Genomic DNA, 14,314 nt, shown 5'->3' with positions numbered 1-14,314 from the left:
CTGCACGATGATTGCGAGAAGAGAGTCCGGCGGTGAGATGGTGAGCAAGATAATGCGAGCGTTTCTTCTGATTGCGAGCATCTTCAGTATTGCCCTGATGAATTCGGCTGAAGCCCAGCAACCCCAACAAAAGCCAACGAAGCCAGCCGCACCGTCGAAGTCATCGGCGGCACCCGCCGCATCGGGCACGACGGCGCAGGCAGTTCCTGCCGATGGCAATGCGCCGCCTCAACCGGTCTGGACGTCGCGCTGCTCCAGCGATGGCAGGAAAACAGCTCTGCTCTGCGAGGTCGAGCAGAGTCTGTTCATTACAAAAACCGGACAACTGGTGGCTTCCGTCAATGTGAAGCTGCCTCCCGAAACCCGCCAGCCCGTGATGATGATTCAGCTGCCGGTAGGATTGTTTCTTCCGGGCGGCGTCAATCTGCAGATCGACGAGAGCAAGCCGCAGGCGCTCGTGATCCAGACGTGCGATCTGAAGGGGTGTTACGCCGCGACGACGATCTCGGCTGAATTGTTGAGCGCGATGAAAGCAGGAAAACGGCTTTCCGTGATTTTTCAGAACCTCAACAAGGAAAATGTGAACCTTGCTTTCGTGCTTTCCGGCTTCGCCGAAAGCTATGATAAAATCAATTAGCTCCTTATAACCCGGATGCCGGGCGTTCCAGAAGCTTGAGATATCGATCTCAGGCAGCGCTTCGCGTGTAGCTGAATGTCTCACAGCGCTGTTTGGAGTTTCAGATGTCGAAAGGTGCGTTAGCGCTGTTGATCAGCGGCGGGACTGATAACTGGGCTCCCGATCGCTGGAAGTTACGGTTCAGTCAGCAGCTCAAGGACCGGGATGTTGCCCTGTTTCCGGCTGACGCAGTTGACCCCGGCTCGGTGCATTATGCGGCTGTATGGCAGCCGGAGCCGGGTCTTCTTCAAACTTTCCCGCATCTCAAAGCGATCTTCAATCTGGGAGCGGGCGTGGATGCGGTCCTGCAAGATCCCCGGCTTCCCGCCGTTCCCCTCGTCCGCGTCGCGGATGACGATCTGACGTCTCGCATGACAGAGTACATCGTCATGCATACGCTGATGCATCATCGGCAGCAGGCTTATCTCGCCGACTGCCAGGCAAGGCGTGTCTGGGCTCCCCGCTTTCAATGGCCGGCCCGGGCCGTTCGCGTCGGCATCCTCGGGATGGGAGTGCTGGGCCGGCACGCCGCGTTTGCGCTTCGCGACCTGGGTTTTCAGGTCGCAGGCTGGAGCAAAAGCGAAAAGTCGATCGATGGCATTCAGTGCTATGCGGGATCAAGTCAGCTCGCCGCTTTTCTGGCGAGAACCCATATTCTTGTGGTTCTTCTGCCGCTGACCTCCGAAACGCGAGGCTTTCTGGCGCGCGAGCTTTTCGTGCAGCTTGCAAGTGACGGCCCTCTTGGAGGCCCCGTCGTCATCAATGCGGGCCGTGGCGGACTCCAGAACGAGAGCGACATCATCGCCTGTCTTGACGACGGGACGCTGAAAGCCGTGACGCTTGATGTGTTCGAACGGGAGCCGTTGCCATCCGCCAGTCCTCTTTGGGCGCACTCCGCAGTTACTATTTCTCCGCACAATGCCGCGGATACCGATCCAGATTCTATCGCCTCATATGTTGCCGCGCAGATACTGGGCTTTGAGGCAGGACGACCGCTGCAAAACGTTGTCGATCGCCAGCGTGGTTATTGATTGGGGCGATGTGAGAAGAGACGGGTTGAACTTTAGCATGCAGATTGAGCGCGGGATGATATCGCGCGGCAATGCGCCAATCTGTCCCGTCTTTCGCCGTGGACAAGCCGCGGCGATGGGATAGCCTTCTGGAAAAATTCAGGAGGGACCAATGAGATGCCCTCCTAAAAGATTTTAGGGAGGGGATCATGTCAGAGAAGAAATTCAGCCGTCGTCATTTCATAGCAGCAGGTGCGGCAACCGCCGCGACGCCTTTCATCTTGCGCGGGGCTTCGGCGCAGACCGCCTGGCCGTCGCGGCAGATCCGCATGATCTGCAGTTACCCGGCCGGAGGCCAGACCGATCTGCTCGCCCGTGCATTCGGCGAGTTCATCGGCAAGCAGGTGGGGCAGACCGTCGTTGTCGAGAACAAGGCAGGCGCTTCAGGCTCTATTGGCGCAGCGGAGGTGGCGCGCGCGGCGCCCGATGGCCACACCATCCTCTGCTCGATCTCGACCACCTATGTGATGAACCGGGTGATGATGAAGACCCCGGGCTACGACATGGACAAGGACCTGACGCTTGTCAGTGTTATTCCGGGTGCCGGGCTGCTCCTGATCGCGAGCCAGAAGTCCGGTGTCAAGACGCTGGGTGATTTCGTCGCCTTCGCGCGCAAGAACGGAAAGGTGAACTTCGGCACCTACAGCGCGGGCTCTGCCCCGCACATGACGATCAACGAACTCAACCAACAGTATGGCCTCAACATCGAGCCGATTCACTATCGCGGCGAAGCGCCGATGTGGACCGGGCTGATGGAGGGCACGCTTGATGTCGCGATGGGCAGCTTCACGGCCGCGCAACCCGTCCTGCAAAGCGATCGCGGCACTGTATTCGCAGTGCATTCGAAGAAGGTCGACGCGCTTCCGAACGTCAAGACGTTGCCTGAACAGGGTGCAACCTCGAAGTTTTTCACCGTCAGTGGCTTCACCGGCTGGGCGCTTCCGAAGGCCACGCCGCAACCGATCGTCGATCCGCTGGCGCAGCTCTGCGTGGCGGCCAACAGCGATCCGAAGGTGAAGGAAGTTCTCGCGACTTTCGTGCTGGAGCCGGCGCTGGGCTTCAAGGAAACCAACGCTTTGTATCAGCAGGAATTGCCGATCTGGATGGAAAGCGCCAAGGCGCTCGGCCTGGAGCCCGTCTAGGCGAGGATTGTTCCTGAAACCTGAACGCCGCTGACGCGTATCCTGTTCACGGTGTGCGATCCCTGCGAGGATAGCCGCCGGTCAGGATCGTTCTCATGCGCGCGTTTATTTTTGCGATCGCACTTCTGTTCAACGGCGTGCCGGGCGTGCGGGCGGCGGACGATGCCGGGTCCGCGCAAGCGGTCATCAGTTCCCAGCTCGAGGCGATCGGCCGTGGCGACGCTGTGGCGGCCTATTCCCACGCGGCACCGGCGATTCAGGGACTTTTCACCGGGCCGGACATTTTCATGAGCATGGTCCGGCAAAGCTATGCGCCGCTCGTTCGTCCGAAACGCGTCGAGTTCGGCAAGTCGGCCGGGTCCGACGGAAAGATCGCGCAGCATGTGCACATCGTCGACAGCGACGGGGTGGCGTGGGAGGCGCTCTATACACTGGAGCAGCAGCCGGACGGGACCATCAAGATTACCGGATGCTCGCTTCTGAAAGCCGATCAGGAAGCGTGAACTCGCTTCAGTTGAGATGACAGTTCACGCCGATGCGGACGATCCCGCTACCGGCCGGTCTTTCCGACGCGTTCATAGGCTTCGACCAGATGACGGCGCATCAGTTCGGCGGCGGCGTCGCCGTCGCCGCGGATCATCTCTTCGAGAATGCGGCCGTGTTCTTTCCAGACGCTGATCGACATGCCCGGATGGCGCAGCACTTCGCCCATCGCGCGGCGCAGGTGCCGCCAGTGCAGCCGCATCGTTTCGGCGATCAGGGGATTGCCGGAGAGATCGTAGATGAATGAGTGGAAGTCCATATCGGCCTGAAGGCTGGCGCGGCTGTCGCCGGCGGCCACCAGCTTGCGGCCGTTTTCAACCAGTGCACGCCCGCGCGCGATGGATTCCCTGGTCAGGCGCGGCGTCGCCAGCTTGACCGCAAGCGGTTCGACCGCCGAGCGGATCTGGTAGATCGCCTCGAAGAAATCCGGATCGACCGCGGTGACGGTCAATCCCTGACGCCCCTGCGCAAGAAATCCCTGCGCCTTCAACACCGCCAGCGCGTGCGTCACCGGCTGCCGTGAGACATTCAGGCGCGCGGCGATGTTCTCCTGGGTGAGGCGCTCGCCCGGCTTGAACGTGCCGTCGCACAGGGCATCGAGGATCACCTCATAGACCTGATCGACCAGACTTTTCGGCGGGGCCAGGGACTCGAGCACTTCTCCTCCGATGGAATCATCGCTGCGCGGCACCATGGTGGCCGCTTGACAGAGATGGATGCAAGCCGCATCCTGAGTTTAGAATACTGAATTCAGAATGCAATACTGACTTACCGTGGGGTGGTTCGCACCGCCGACGGCCGAGGGCGCAGCAAGCGCTCCGGGACGAAAAACAAGATCCGGGAAACGAACTGAAAACAAACAAGGAGGATCGTCATGAAACTGACCCCCGAGCAGCTCGAGCAATTCCGTACCGAAGGCTGGCTGTTTCTGCCTGAGCTGTTCAACGCCGAGGAAGTCGATGTCTTGCGGCGCGAAGCCGTGTCGATCTATGACGAACAGCGCCCCGAGGTCTGGCGCGAGAAGAGCGGCGCGCCGCGCACCGCCTTTGCCGCGCATCTTTACAACGAGGCGTTTCGCCTGCTCGGCGCGCATCCGCGCATGATCGAGCCGGTCGAGCAGATCTTCGGCGAGAAGGTCTACATGCATCAGTACAAGATCAACGCGAAGTCCGCGTTCACCGGCGACGTCTGGCAATGGCATCAGGATTACGGCACCTGGAAGCGCGACGACGGCATGCCACAGCCGCTTGCGATGAACATCGCGGTCTTCCTCGATGAAGTGATGCCGATCAACGGCCCCTTGATGCTGGTGCCGAGAAGCCAGAACGCCGGCGATCTCAAGGCCTCGCACGATCTTGCGACCACGTCCTATCCGCTGTGGACTCTTGATGAGGAGACCGTGACCCGCCTCGTCAAGGAGGGCGGCATTGTCGCGCCGACCGGCAAGCCGGGCGGCATGCTGATGTTCCACGGCAATCTGGTGCACGGCTCGGCGGGTAATATCACGCCGTATCCGCGCAAGATCGTGTACCTGACGCTGAACTCGGTTTCGAACTACATCCGCACGCCGACGCGGCCGGAGTTCATCGCGCATCGCGATTTCACGCCGATCCAGACCGTTGATGACGACGCGCTGGTTCGCTACGCGCGCAGCCATCGTCAGGCGGCGGAATAGCACTCCTCGTCATTGCGAGGAGCATTTGCGACGAAGCAATCCAGTCAATTCGAGAGTGGATTGCTTCGCTTCGCTCGCAATGACAAGGTGACGGCCATCTTTCTTCCGAGAGTTCGTCTCCATGAATCTGCATCACCTTCTCGAAAAGCGCCGCGTGGCGGGAAAGCCCGTGCGTGTCGCGCTGATCGGCGCCGGAAAATTCGGCTCGATGTTTCTCTCTCAGGTGCCGCATACGCCGGGCCTCGAAGTGCCGGTGATTGTCGATCTCGATCCGGAGCGCGCGCGGGACGCCTGCCGCACGGTGGGCTGGGATGATGCGCGGATCGCCGCCACCACCTTCACCAAAGATGGCGCCGCAGCGATCGCAGGCAATGTGGAAGTGATCGTCGAGGCGACCGGCAATCCGTCCGTCGGCATCCGCCATGCCCGCGCGGCGATTGCGGCGGGCAAGCACATCGTGATGGTCAATGTCGAAGCCGACGTGCTCGCGGGTCCGCTGCTGGCGGACGAAGCGCGCAAGGCGGGCGTGGTCTATTCGCTCGCCTATGGCGATCAGCCGGCGCTCACCGCCGAGATGGTGGACTGGGCGCGCGCCACCGGTTTCAAGGTTGTCGCTGCGGGCAAGGGCACCAAGTACCTGCCGATCTATCACGACGTGACGCCCGCCGGGGTGTGGGGTCACTATGGTTTGACCGCTGCCGAGGCGCAGTCGGCCGGCATGAATCCGCAGATGTTCAACTCGTTTCTGGACGGCACCAAGTCGGCCATTGAAATGGCGGCGATTGCAAACGCCACCGGACTTGATGTGCCCTCAACGGGCCTTTTGTTTCCGCCCTGCGGTGTCGACGATCTGCCGCATGTGATGCGCCCGAAGGACAAGGGCGGTGTGCTGGAAAAGTCCGGCGTGGTCGAAGTCGTTTCATCACTGGAGCGGGATGGCCGTCCCGTGTTCCGCGATCTGCGCTGGGGCGTCTATGTGGTGCTGGAAGCGCCGAACGATTACGCCGCCGACTGCTTCCGGCAGTATGGATTGAAGACCGATTCCTCGGGGCGCTATGCCGCGATGTACAAGCCGTATCATCTGATCGGGCTTGAGCTGAACATCTCGGTGCTGTCAGCGGCGCTGCGCAATGAACCGACCGGCCAGCCGCAAGGTTTCCGTGGTGACGTCGCGGCTGTCGCCAAGAAAAATCTGAGCGCTGGCGAAATGCTCGACGGCGAGGGCGGCTACACCGTCTGGGGCAAGTTGATGCCGGCGGCTGAAAGCCTCAAGACCGGCGCACTGCCGATCGGCCTCGCGCATCGCGTCAAGCTCACCAACGATGTCGCGCACGGCGCGGTGGTCCGATGGGCCGACGTGGAAATCGACGTGAAGGACGATGCCGTCGCTTTCCGCCGCGCGATGGAAGCAAAGTTCTCTCACTAGCAGAGCCCTCCTGTTGAAGCGCTGCAAATGCGATCTGACTCCCTCTCCCGTGGGGAGAGGGTTGGGGTGAGGGCGTAGAATCTATCTCGAGGCGCTACCGCGTCACATGCGCTGAGACGGCGAGCCACTGGCCGCCGATCTTTGCCCACACATCAGTGTAGCGCCCGCCGCCCGCGCTGCCGTCCGGCATTACATAGCTCGTACGCGCGTGGATGATGGCCGCGTCGCCGATGATCCGGATCAGCACGTCCTCGGCCTTGAGATTCCTGATCGCGATCGCCCTGGCCGTCTGCTCCAGGAATCCAGCGCGATCGACCAGCGAGCGATCGGGATTCGAGCAGTAAAAGTCCGGCGCCAGAATTTCATCGAAGCGTTTGACGTCGCAGGTCTGCACCGAGTTGATATAATCGCGGTTGAGCGCGGTGAGGATGTCGTGATCCGAATTCATGGCAAAACCTCCTTTTCCGGCTTCGCTTTCGATCCCGCCAGTGTGAAGACATAGCGCCATCCGATCAGCAGGCTGCGGAGCGCAAGCCAGCCGATGATCAGGTTGGAGAGAGCGAAGATCGGCAGCGCTAGGTTCGCGATGATACCGGTTTCTCCGCGTTCGACAAAGCGCAGCGCGGCGAGCGGCAAGGCCGAGACGCCGAAGCTGTAGGCCCAGGCCGCCAGCGAAAACGGCTGTTCGCGTAGCCATGGAATCAGCCGCAGCATCACCAGGGCCTGAAACAGTGCGTAGCCGAACAGCATGTGCGCGAGATGGTCCGGCGGTCCGCTGGTCACGGTGAGATAGGCGACCGAGCCAACCGCGGGCGGAGCGAGGTGAATTCCCATCGTGGCCCGCAATGCGACCGGAATCCCGTGTGCGAGCAGCCGCGTGAGGATGACCGATTCCATCACGATGATGGAAAAGAAGCCGACGCCAAAGAACAGCAATCCTGCATCGGGATAACCGAACAGACCACAGGCAATGGCGCTGACGAAACTGCCGCCAACGGTCGGCATGTAAAGCACCGGCGTTGTGGTCTCGGTGGTCCGGCCTCCGATCCACAGCCCGCCGACACCCCAGACAGTAAACGCAAGCTGTCCGGCCACGCCGCAGATAAACAAGCCGAATGCAATGCGCGGCAGATAAGGCGCGATCGACCAAGCGGCGATCATCGTCGTCATGGGAATGAGCACGACAAAGAAGGATTGGATGGGATGAACGATCTCGGCCATCGCGGCTTCGGGCGTCTGAATCCATTTCAGGACGTATGCCGAAAACCAGATCAGCCAGATGGCGGAGGCCGTCAGGGCAAGTGTTTCGCCAATGATGCCGGGCACCCCCCAGACATGGGATGCAGCGCGCCAGCCTGCGCCGAGCCCGCCGATGCCGAGCACCATGCCAAACATGGTTGCGGAAAATTTCGAGATGTCGATACGCACGGCTCGCCTGTTCTTTTTGGGATTGTCCGGAGGGCTGCTTAGGCCGTAAGGATTTCTAGCAATCGGGAGGATCAATCACAATGGACTTTGCCCTTAGCCAGCAACAGGAATCCATTCGCGATGCGATCCTGAAAATCTGCGCCCGCTTCGACGACATCTACTGGCTGGAGAAAGACCGCAAGGGCGGCTTCCCGCACGAATTCTATGAGGCGATGGCGCAGGCGGGCTGGCTCGGCATCTGCATTCCCGAGGAATTCGGCGGTGCGGGTCTCGGCATCATGGAAGCTGCGATCATGATGCGCGCGATCTCGGAATCCGGCGCCGGCATGTCGGGCGCGTCCGCGATCCATATGAATGTGTTCGGTCTCAATCCGGTGGTGGTGTTCGGCAACGATGAGCAGCGGGCACGCATGCTGCCGGGCATTGTCGAGGGCCGCGAGAAAGCCTGCTTCGGCGTGACCGAGCCGAACACCGGCCTCAACACCACGCAGCTTAAAACCCGCGCGGTTCGGAAGGGCGACAAGTATGTCGTCAACGGCCAGAAGGTCTGGATCTCCACCGCGCAGGTCGCAAACAAGATTCTTCTGCTTGCGCGCACCACGCCGCTGGAGGAAGTGAAGAATCCGACCCACGGCCTCAGTCTGTTTTATGCGGACTTCGATCGCGAGCGGGTGAAGGTGCACGAGATCGAGAAGATGGGCCGCAAGGCGATCGACTCCAACGAGCTCTTCTTTGCCGATTTCGAGATCCCGGTCGAGGACCGCATCGGCGAGGAAGGCCGCGGGTTCGAATACATCCTGCACGGCATGAATCCCGAGCGGGTGCTGATCGCGGCCGAAGCAGTCGGTCTCGGCAAGCTCGCGCTGGATCGTGCGGCGGCTTACGCGAAGCAGCGCGTCGTGTTCAACCGGCCGATCGGGCAGAACCAGGCGATCCAGCATCCGCTGGCGAAAAACTGGATCGATCTCGAAGCGGCATGGCTGATGACGATGTCGGCGGCGTGGCAATACGATCAGGGATTGCCGTGCGGCCCCGCCGCGAATGCCGCGAAATATCTCGCGGGCGAGGCGGGTTTCGACGCCTGCCAGCAGGCGGTGATGACCCATGGCGGCTTCGGCTACGCCAAGGAATATCATGTCGAGCGTTATCTGCGCGAAGTGATGATCCCGCGTATCGCGCCGATCAGCCCGCAGCTCATTCTCAGCTTCATTGGCGAGAAAGTGCTTGGGTTGCCCAAGTCATATTGAGCGTTCGTGCCATGCACGGGGCGGGACTTGGCAAGACGCACCGATACGTTGACGACACCTGACATATCTGGTGACGTGCCGGCAACATCGCGCGCCAGTGCTCACAGCATAAAGACCAGAGGAAAGACATGTCCGGATCGCACGATCATCATCATCCGCACGATCACTCCCACGCGCACGACGACGAGCGCTGGAAGCATGATGGCGTGCGCGTCATTCCGGGCAATCAGCTCGACACGAATGTCCCATCCACCACCGGAATGGACCGCAAGGCCGCGATCAATTTCGCGCGCGTCGGAGCGCAGAAGCTGTGGGCGGGAACCGTGACGATCAGGCCGGATGCAAAGACCGGCGCGCACCATCACGGTCATCTGGAAAGCGTCATTTATGTCGTGAAGGGCAAGGCGCGCATGCGCTGGGGCGAGCATCTGCAGTTCACTGCGGAAGCCGGGCCGGGCGATTTCATCTTCGTGCCGCCTTACGTGCCGCATCAGGAGATCAATGCGAGCTCGGATGAAGTGCTCGAATGCGTGCTGGTGCGCAGCGACGGCGAGGCTGTCGCGATCAATCTCGACATCGAGCCGGTCGAAAAGCCGGAGACCGTTCTGTGGGTCGATCCGATTCACCGCGACCCTGCGGAAAGGGCTTGAAATCACCGGTATCAGGGGATGGACAAAAAAGGCGGTTCCGTGGCGGTCCCGAAAACGCCTTTGAGGCCAGACGTTTGCAGTGCGACATTCTGACTACTGACGAATATTGACAATCGTCAGTCGTTACTAGAAGCTCTCAGGATAATCCCAAGGGAGCTTCCGATGCGCCGCATCTCCGAATTCGCAAGCCAACGCAATGGCTTGGCCATTCTCGCCTTGATTATTCCAGCTCTGGCGCTCGGCGCTTGCAGCAAGGAGCAGGCCCAGGAGGGCGAGAAGGGGCGCCCGGTTCTGGTGGCGACGGTCCACTATCAGTCGCAGTCGCCGGAGCGCAGCTTCGTCGGCACCATCCGCCCCCGCATCGAAACCGACATGGGCTTCCGCGTCCCCGGCAAGGTCGCCAAGCGCCTCGTCGAGGTCGGGCAGATGGTCGATGTCGGCCAGCCGCTGGCGACCCTCGACGAGGTCGATCTCAAATTGCAGGCCGAACAGGCCGAGGCTGAATTCCGCGCCGCGACCGGTGTGCTGGCGCAGGCAAGCGCCGCCGAGGGCCGCGCCAAGGAATTGCGCGCCAGGGGCTGGTCCACCGAAGCGCAACTCGATCAGGTGAAGGCGGCAGCCGACGAGGCGCGGGCGCGTCTCAACCGCGCCGAGCGTTCGGTCGAACTCACCAAGAACAGCCTGTCCTATGCCCATCTGGTCGCCGATACGCGCGGTGTCGTCACCGCGACGCTGATCGAGCCGGGTCAGGTGGTGGCGTCGGGTCAGACCGCGATCCGCGTGGCGCGCTCCGCCGAGAAGGAAGCGGTTGTCGCGATTCCGGAAACCATGGTCAGCTTTGCCAAGACCGGCGAGGCCAGCGTGACGCTGTGGTCCGAGCCGAACAAGAAATATGTCGCCAAGCTGCGCGAGATCGCGCCAAACGCCGATCCTGCGACGCGCACCTATCTGGCGAAGTTCTCGCTGCCCGGCGCGGATGATGCGGTTTCGCTCGGCATGACGGCGACACTGACGCTGGCCGATCCCGCGACCGAGCGCGTGGCGCGGCTTCCGCTGTCGGCGCTTTTCAGTCAAGGCGACGGACCCTCACTCTATGTCGCCGACGCCAAGACCGGCGCTGTCTCGCTGAAGCCGGTGGCGGTGAAGGCCTATGAGACCAACGACGTCATCATCACCAGCGGTGTCGAGGAAGGCGCCAAGGTCGTGGTGCTCGGCGTGCAAAAGCTCGATCCGGCCCAGAAGGTCCGTGTCGTTTCGTCGCTGTCGTTCTGATTTAACGCACAGACATACCGAGGGTCCGATGAAGCGATTCAATCTTTCCGCCTGGGCCGTGGCGCACCCGACGCTGATCCTGTTCTTCATCGTGATGCTCGGCATCGCGGGCTTCTTCTCGTATGAGCGGCTCGGCCGCGCGGAAGATCCGTCGTTCACCATCAAGGTGGTCATCGTCAACGCGATGTGGCCCGGCGCGACGGCCAAGGAAATGCAGGAGCAGGTCGCCGATCCGATCGAGAAGAAGCTTCAGGAACTGCCGTACTTCGAAAAGGTGCAGACCTACACCAAGCCCTCGTTCACCGCGATGACCCTGACCTTCAAGGATTACACGCCTGCGAAGGAAGTGCCGCAGCTTTTCTATCAGCTCCGCAAGAAGCTTAGTGACATCAGGAACGATCTTCCGCCGAACCTGATCGGTCCGAACATCAACGACGAATACGGCGACGTCGATTCGATTCTCTATATGCTGACGGGCGAGGGCACGGACTATGCCCAGCTCAAGAAAGTGGCCGAAGGCCTGCGCCAGCGCCTTCTCAAGACGGAGAACGTCACCAAGGTCAATTTGTACGGCACGCAGGACGAGCGCGTGTTCGTTGAATTCTCCCACGCCAAGCTGGCGACGCTCGGCATCACGACGCAGGCGCTGTTCGATTCGCTGGCCAAGCAGAACGCAGTGGTTCCGGCGGGCACGGTTGAAACGTCGTCGCAGCGCGTGCCGCTGCGCGTCACCGGCGCCTATGACAGCGTCAAGGCCGTGGCCGAGACTCCGGTCGAGGGCAATGGCCGCGTGTTCCGCCTTGGCGACATCGCCATGGTCACCCACGGATTCGTCGATCCGCCGACCTATCAGGTGCGCCAGGAAGGCAAGCCCGCGATCGGCGTCGGCGTGGTGATGGCGAAGGGCGCCAACATTCTCGAGCTCGGCGAGAGCATCAAGAAGGCGACCGCGGAATTCATGGCGGCCGTGCCGCAGGGCATCGAGATCGAGCAGATCGCCGATCAGCCGAAGGTGGTCGAGCACGCGGTCAGCGAGTTCGTGCATTCGTTCGTGGAGGCGCTGGCGATCGTGCTGTTCGTCAGCTTCCTCGCACTCGGCTGGCGCACCGGTATCGTCGTTGCATTGTCGGTGCCGCTGGTGCTGGCGATCGTCTTCATCGTGATGAATGCGATGGGCATGGACCTGCATCGCATCACGCTCGGCGCTCTGATCATCGCGCTCGGCCTTCTGGTCGACGACGCGATCATCGCGGTCGAGATGATGGTGGTGAAGATGGAGCAGGGATGGGACCGCGTGAAGGCGGCATCCTTTGCCTGGGAATCTACCGCGTTTCCGATGCTCACGGGAACGCTGGTCACGGCCGTTGGCTTCCTCCCCATCGGCTTTGCCAATTCGTCGGTCGGCGAATATGCCGGCGGCATCTTCTGGGTGGTGGCGATTGCGCTGATTGCGTCATGGTTCGTCGCGGTGATCTTCACGCCCTATATCGGCGTCAAGCTGCTGCCGAACTTCAATCATGGCAAGCATAACCATGATCCGCACGCGATCTATGAGACGCGGATGTATCGCGGCCTGCGCCGCGTGATCGAATGGTGTGTGCGTCGCCGCGGCACCGTGGTGCTGGCGACGGTCGGTGTGTTCGCGCTGTCGATCGTCGGCTTCGGTCATGTGCAGCAGCAGTTCTTCCCGCTGTCGGAGCGGCCGGAGCTGTTCCTCCAACTGCGGTTGCCGGAAGGCACCGCGTTCAACGTCACCAAGGAGAGCGTGAAGAAGGCGGAAGCGCTGCTCAAGGACGACAAGGACATCGCCACCTACACGACCTATGTCGGTCAGGGTTCGCCGCGTTTCTGGCTCGGCCTCAATCCGCAGCTTCCGAACGAGGCGTTCTCGGAAACGGTGATCGTTTCGAAGGACGTCGCGGCGCGCGAGCGCATCAAGGCGCGGCTGGAGAAGGCCGTGGCCGATGGCGCGCTGTCTGAAGCGCGTGTGCGCGTCGACCGCTTCAATTTCGGCCCGCCGGTCGGCTTCCCGGTTCAGTTCCGTGTCGTTGGCCCGGACACAACGACTGTGCGCGACATCGCCTACAAGGTGCGCGAGGTCATGCGCGGCAACGACAAGGTGGTCGATCCGCATCTCGACTGGAACGAACAGACCCCATACCTCAAGCTTGCCGTCGATCAGGATCGCGCCCGTGCGCTCGGCCTGACGCCGCAGGACATTTCGCAGTCGCTGGCGATGCTGATTTCCGGCGTGCAGGTGACGACGCTGCGCGACGGCATCGAGAAGGTCGGTGTGGTCGCCCGCGCCGTGCCGTCGGAGCGGCTCGATCTCGGCCGTGTCGGCGATCTAACGATCTATTCGCGGGGCGGCGTTGCCGTGCCGCTGTCGCAGATCGCCAAGATCGAATACGCCCACGAGGAGCCGATCCTGTGGCGGCGTAACCGCGACATGGCGATCACCGTGCGCGCCGACATCGTTGACGGCGTACAGGCACCGGACGTCACCAATGCGATCTGGCCGAAGCTTGAAGGCATCCGCAAGAGCCTGCAACCGGCTTACCGCATCGAGATCGGCGGCGCGATCGAGGAGTCCGAAAAGGGCAATGCGTCGATCAACAAGCTGTTCCCGCTGATGGTGATCGGCATGCTGACGCTGCTGATGATCCAGCTGCAGAGCTTCTCGCGGCTGGTGCTGGTGTTCCTGACCGCGCCACTTGGTATCGTCGGTGCCTCGCTGGGCCTCAACGTCGCGGGCAGTCCGTTCGGCTTCGTGGCGCTGCTCGGCCTGATCGCGCTGGCCGGCATGATCATGCGCAACTCGGTGATTCTGGTGGATCAGATCGAAACCGACGTCGAGCATGGCCTGACCCGCCGCGAAGCCATCGTCGAAGCGACGGTTCGCCGCGCGCGGCCGGTGGTGTTGACGGCGCTGGCTGCGATTCTGGCGATGATTCCGCTGTCGCGGTCGGCCTTCTGGGGCCCGATGGCCATCACCATCATGGGGGGATTGTTCGTTGCAACATTCCTGACCCTGCTGTTCCTGCCCGGCCTCTATGCGCTATGGTTCAGGAAGAGTCTGGACGAACGGGGTGAGGGCGTGGTTCCGGCGCCCGCGCAGCCGGACCAGATCCGGCACGCGCCGCCGCTGGCGACCGCTGCCGAATAATCGAACCTTGAGTATGACA

13 protein-coding genes are annotated in these 14,314 nt (G+C 61.8%); 10 read left to right on the top strand and 3 right to left on the bottom strand.

Features of this window, described 5'->3' with window-relative positions; translation table 11 throughout:
- Nucleotides 1–37 precede the first annotated feature (37 nt).
- From AC1Q67_RS13885 to AC1Q67_RS13870, 4 genes are all read left to right on the top strand, one after another.
- Entirely contained in the window at nucleotides 38–637 is a 600-nt protein-coding gene (locus tag AC1Q67_RS13885; RefSeq protein WP_492235980.1) for an invasion associated locus B family protein, read from the top strand.
- A 104-nt stretch (nucleotides 638–741) separates the two neighbouring features.
- Nucleotides 742–1,707 (top strand): 2-hydroxyacid dehydrogenase, encoded by a 966-nt coding sequence (locus AC1Q67_RS13880; RefSeq protein ID WP_492235978.1) that lies wholly within the window; start codon nucleotides 742–744, stop codon nucleotides 1,705–1,707.
- A 188-nt stretch (nucleotides 1,708–1,895) separates the two neighbouring features.
- A complete protein-coding gene (locus AC1Q67_RS13875) occupies nucleotides 1,896–2,888 on the top strand; it encodes a Bug family tripartite tricarboxylate transporter substrate binding protein (RefSeq protein ID WP_492235977.1) in 993 nt (330 codons plus the stop codon).
- Between the two features lie 95 nt (nucleotides 2,889–2,983).
- A complete protein-coding gene (locus AC1Q67_RS13870) occupies nucleotides 2,984–3,391 on the top strand; it encodes a DUF4864 domain-containing protein (RefSeq protein ID WP_492235975.1) in 408 nt (135 codons plus the stop codon).
- Between the two features lie 47 nt (nucleotides 3,392–3,438).
- Here the strand turns inward: AC1Q67_RS13870 and AC1Q67_RS13865 are convergent, their stop codons facing one another.
- Nucleotides 3,439–4,089 (bottom strand): GntR family transcriptional regulator, encoded by a 651-nt coding sequence (locus AC1Q67_RS13865; RefSeq protein WP_492235973.1) that lies wholly within the window; start codon nucleotides 4,087–4,089, stop codon nucleotides 3,439–3,441.
- Between the two features lie 216 nt (nucleotides 4,090–4,305).
- Here AC1Q67_RS13865 and AC1Q67_RS13860 point away from each other — a divergent pair, with 216 nt between their 5' ends.
- Together AC1Q67_RS13860 and AC1Q67_RS13855 are read left to right on the top strand one after the other, a co-directional pair.
- On the top strand, nucleotides 4,306–5,106 hold the full coding sequence (locus tag AC1Q67_RS13860) for a phytanoyl-CoA dioxygenase family protein (protein WP_006018938.1): 801 nt from the start codon (nucleotides 4,306–4,308) through the stop codon (nucleotides 5,104–5,106).
- A gap of 121 nt (nucleotides 5,107–5,227) precedes the next feature.
- Nucleotides 5,228–6,532 (top strand): NAD(P)H-dependent oxidoreductase, encoded by a 1,305-nt coding sequence (locus AC1Q67_RS13855; protein WP_492235971.1) that lies wholly within the window; start codon nucleotides 5,228–5,230, stop codon nucleotides 6,530–6,532.
- A 94-nt stretch (nucleotides 6,533–6,626) separates the two neighbouring features.
- On the opposite strand, the gene AC1Q67_RS13850 is transcribed toward AC1Q67_RS13855, so the two are convergent.
- Nucleotides 6,627–6,980: a nuclear transport factor 2 family protein gene (locus tag AC1Q67_RS13850; RefSeq protein ID WP_492235969.1), complete on the bottom strand. Its 354-nt coding sequence runs from the start codon at nucleotides 6,978–6,980 to the stop codon at nucleotides 6,627–6,629.
- Nucleotides 6,977–7,960, bottom strand: a complete 984-nt coding sequence (gene tehA / locus AC1Q67_RS13845; protein WP_492235967.1) for a dicarboxylate transporter/tellurite-resistance protein TehA — start codon at nucleotides 7,958–7,960, stop codon at nucleotides 6,977–6,979. Before tehA ends, AC1Q67_RS13850 begins: the two co-directional genes overlap by 4 nt.
- 80 nt (nucleotides 7,961–8,040) lie before the next feature.
- On the opposite strand from tehA, the gene AC1Q67_RS13840 reads away from it, so the two are divergent.
- From AC1Q67_RS13840 to AC1Q67_RS13825, 4 genes are all read left to right on the top strand, one after another.
- Nucleotides 8,041–9,207 (top strand): acyl-CoA dehydrogenase family protein, encoded by a 1,167-nt coding sequence (locus AC1Q67_RS13840; protein ID WP_492235966.1) that lies wholly within the window; start codon nucleotides 8,041–8,043, stop codon nucleotides 9,205–9,207.
- 128 nt (nucleotides 9,208–9,335) lie between these two features.
- Entirely contained in the window at nucleotides 9,336–9,857 is a 522-nt protein-coding gene (locus AC1Q67_RS13835) for a cupin domain-containing protein (RefSeq protein WP_492235964.1), read from the top strand.
- 162 nt (nucleotides 9,858–10,019) lie between these two features.
- Nucleotides 10,020–11,129 carry an efflux RND transporter periplasmic adaptor subunit gene (locus AC1Q67_RS13830; protein ID WP_492235962.1) on the top strand — a complete coding sequence of 370 codons (1,110 nt, stop codon included), beginning with the start codon at nucleotides 10,020–10,022 and terminating at the stop codon, nucleotides 11,127–11,129.
- A gap of 28 nt (nucleotides 11,130–11,157) precedes the next feature.
- Nucleotides 11,158–14,295 (top strand): efflux RND transporter permease subunit, encoded by a 3,138-nt coding sequence (locus AC1Q67_RS13825; RefSeq protein ID WP_492235960.1) that lies wholly within the window; start codon nucleotides 11,158–11,160, stop codon nucleotides 14,293–14,295.
- Nucleotides 14,296–14,314: the final 19 nt, after the last annotated feature.

This window comes from Afipia sp. GW823-FHT06G09 (assembly GCF_058794875.1).
Note: the sequence above shows the minus strand (reverse complement) of the source record. Positions and strands in the feature narration are given on the sequence as shown.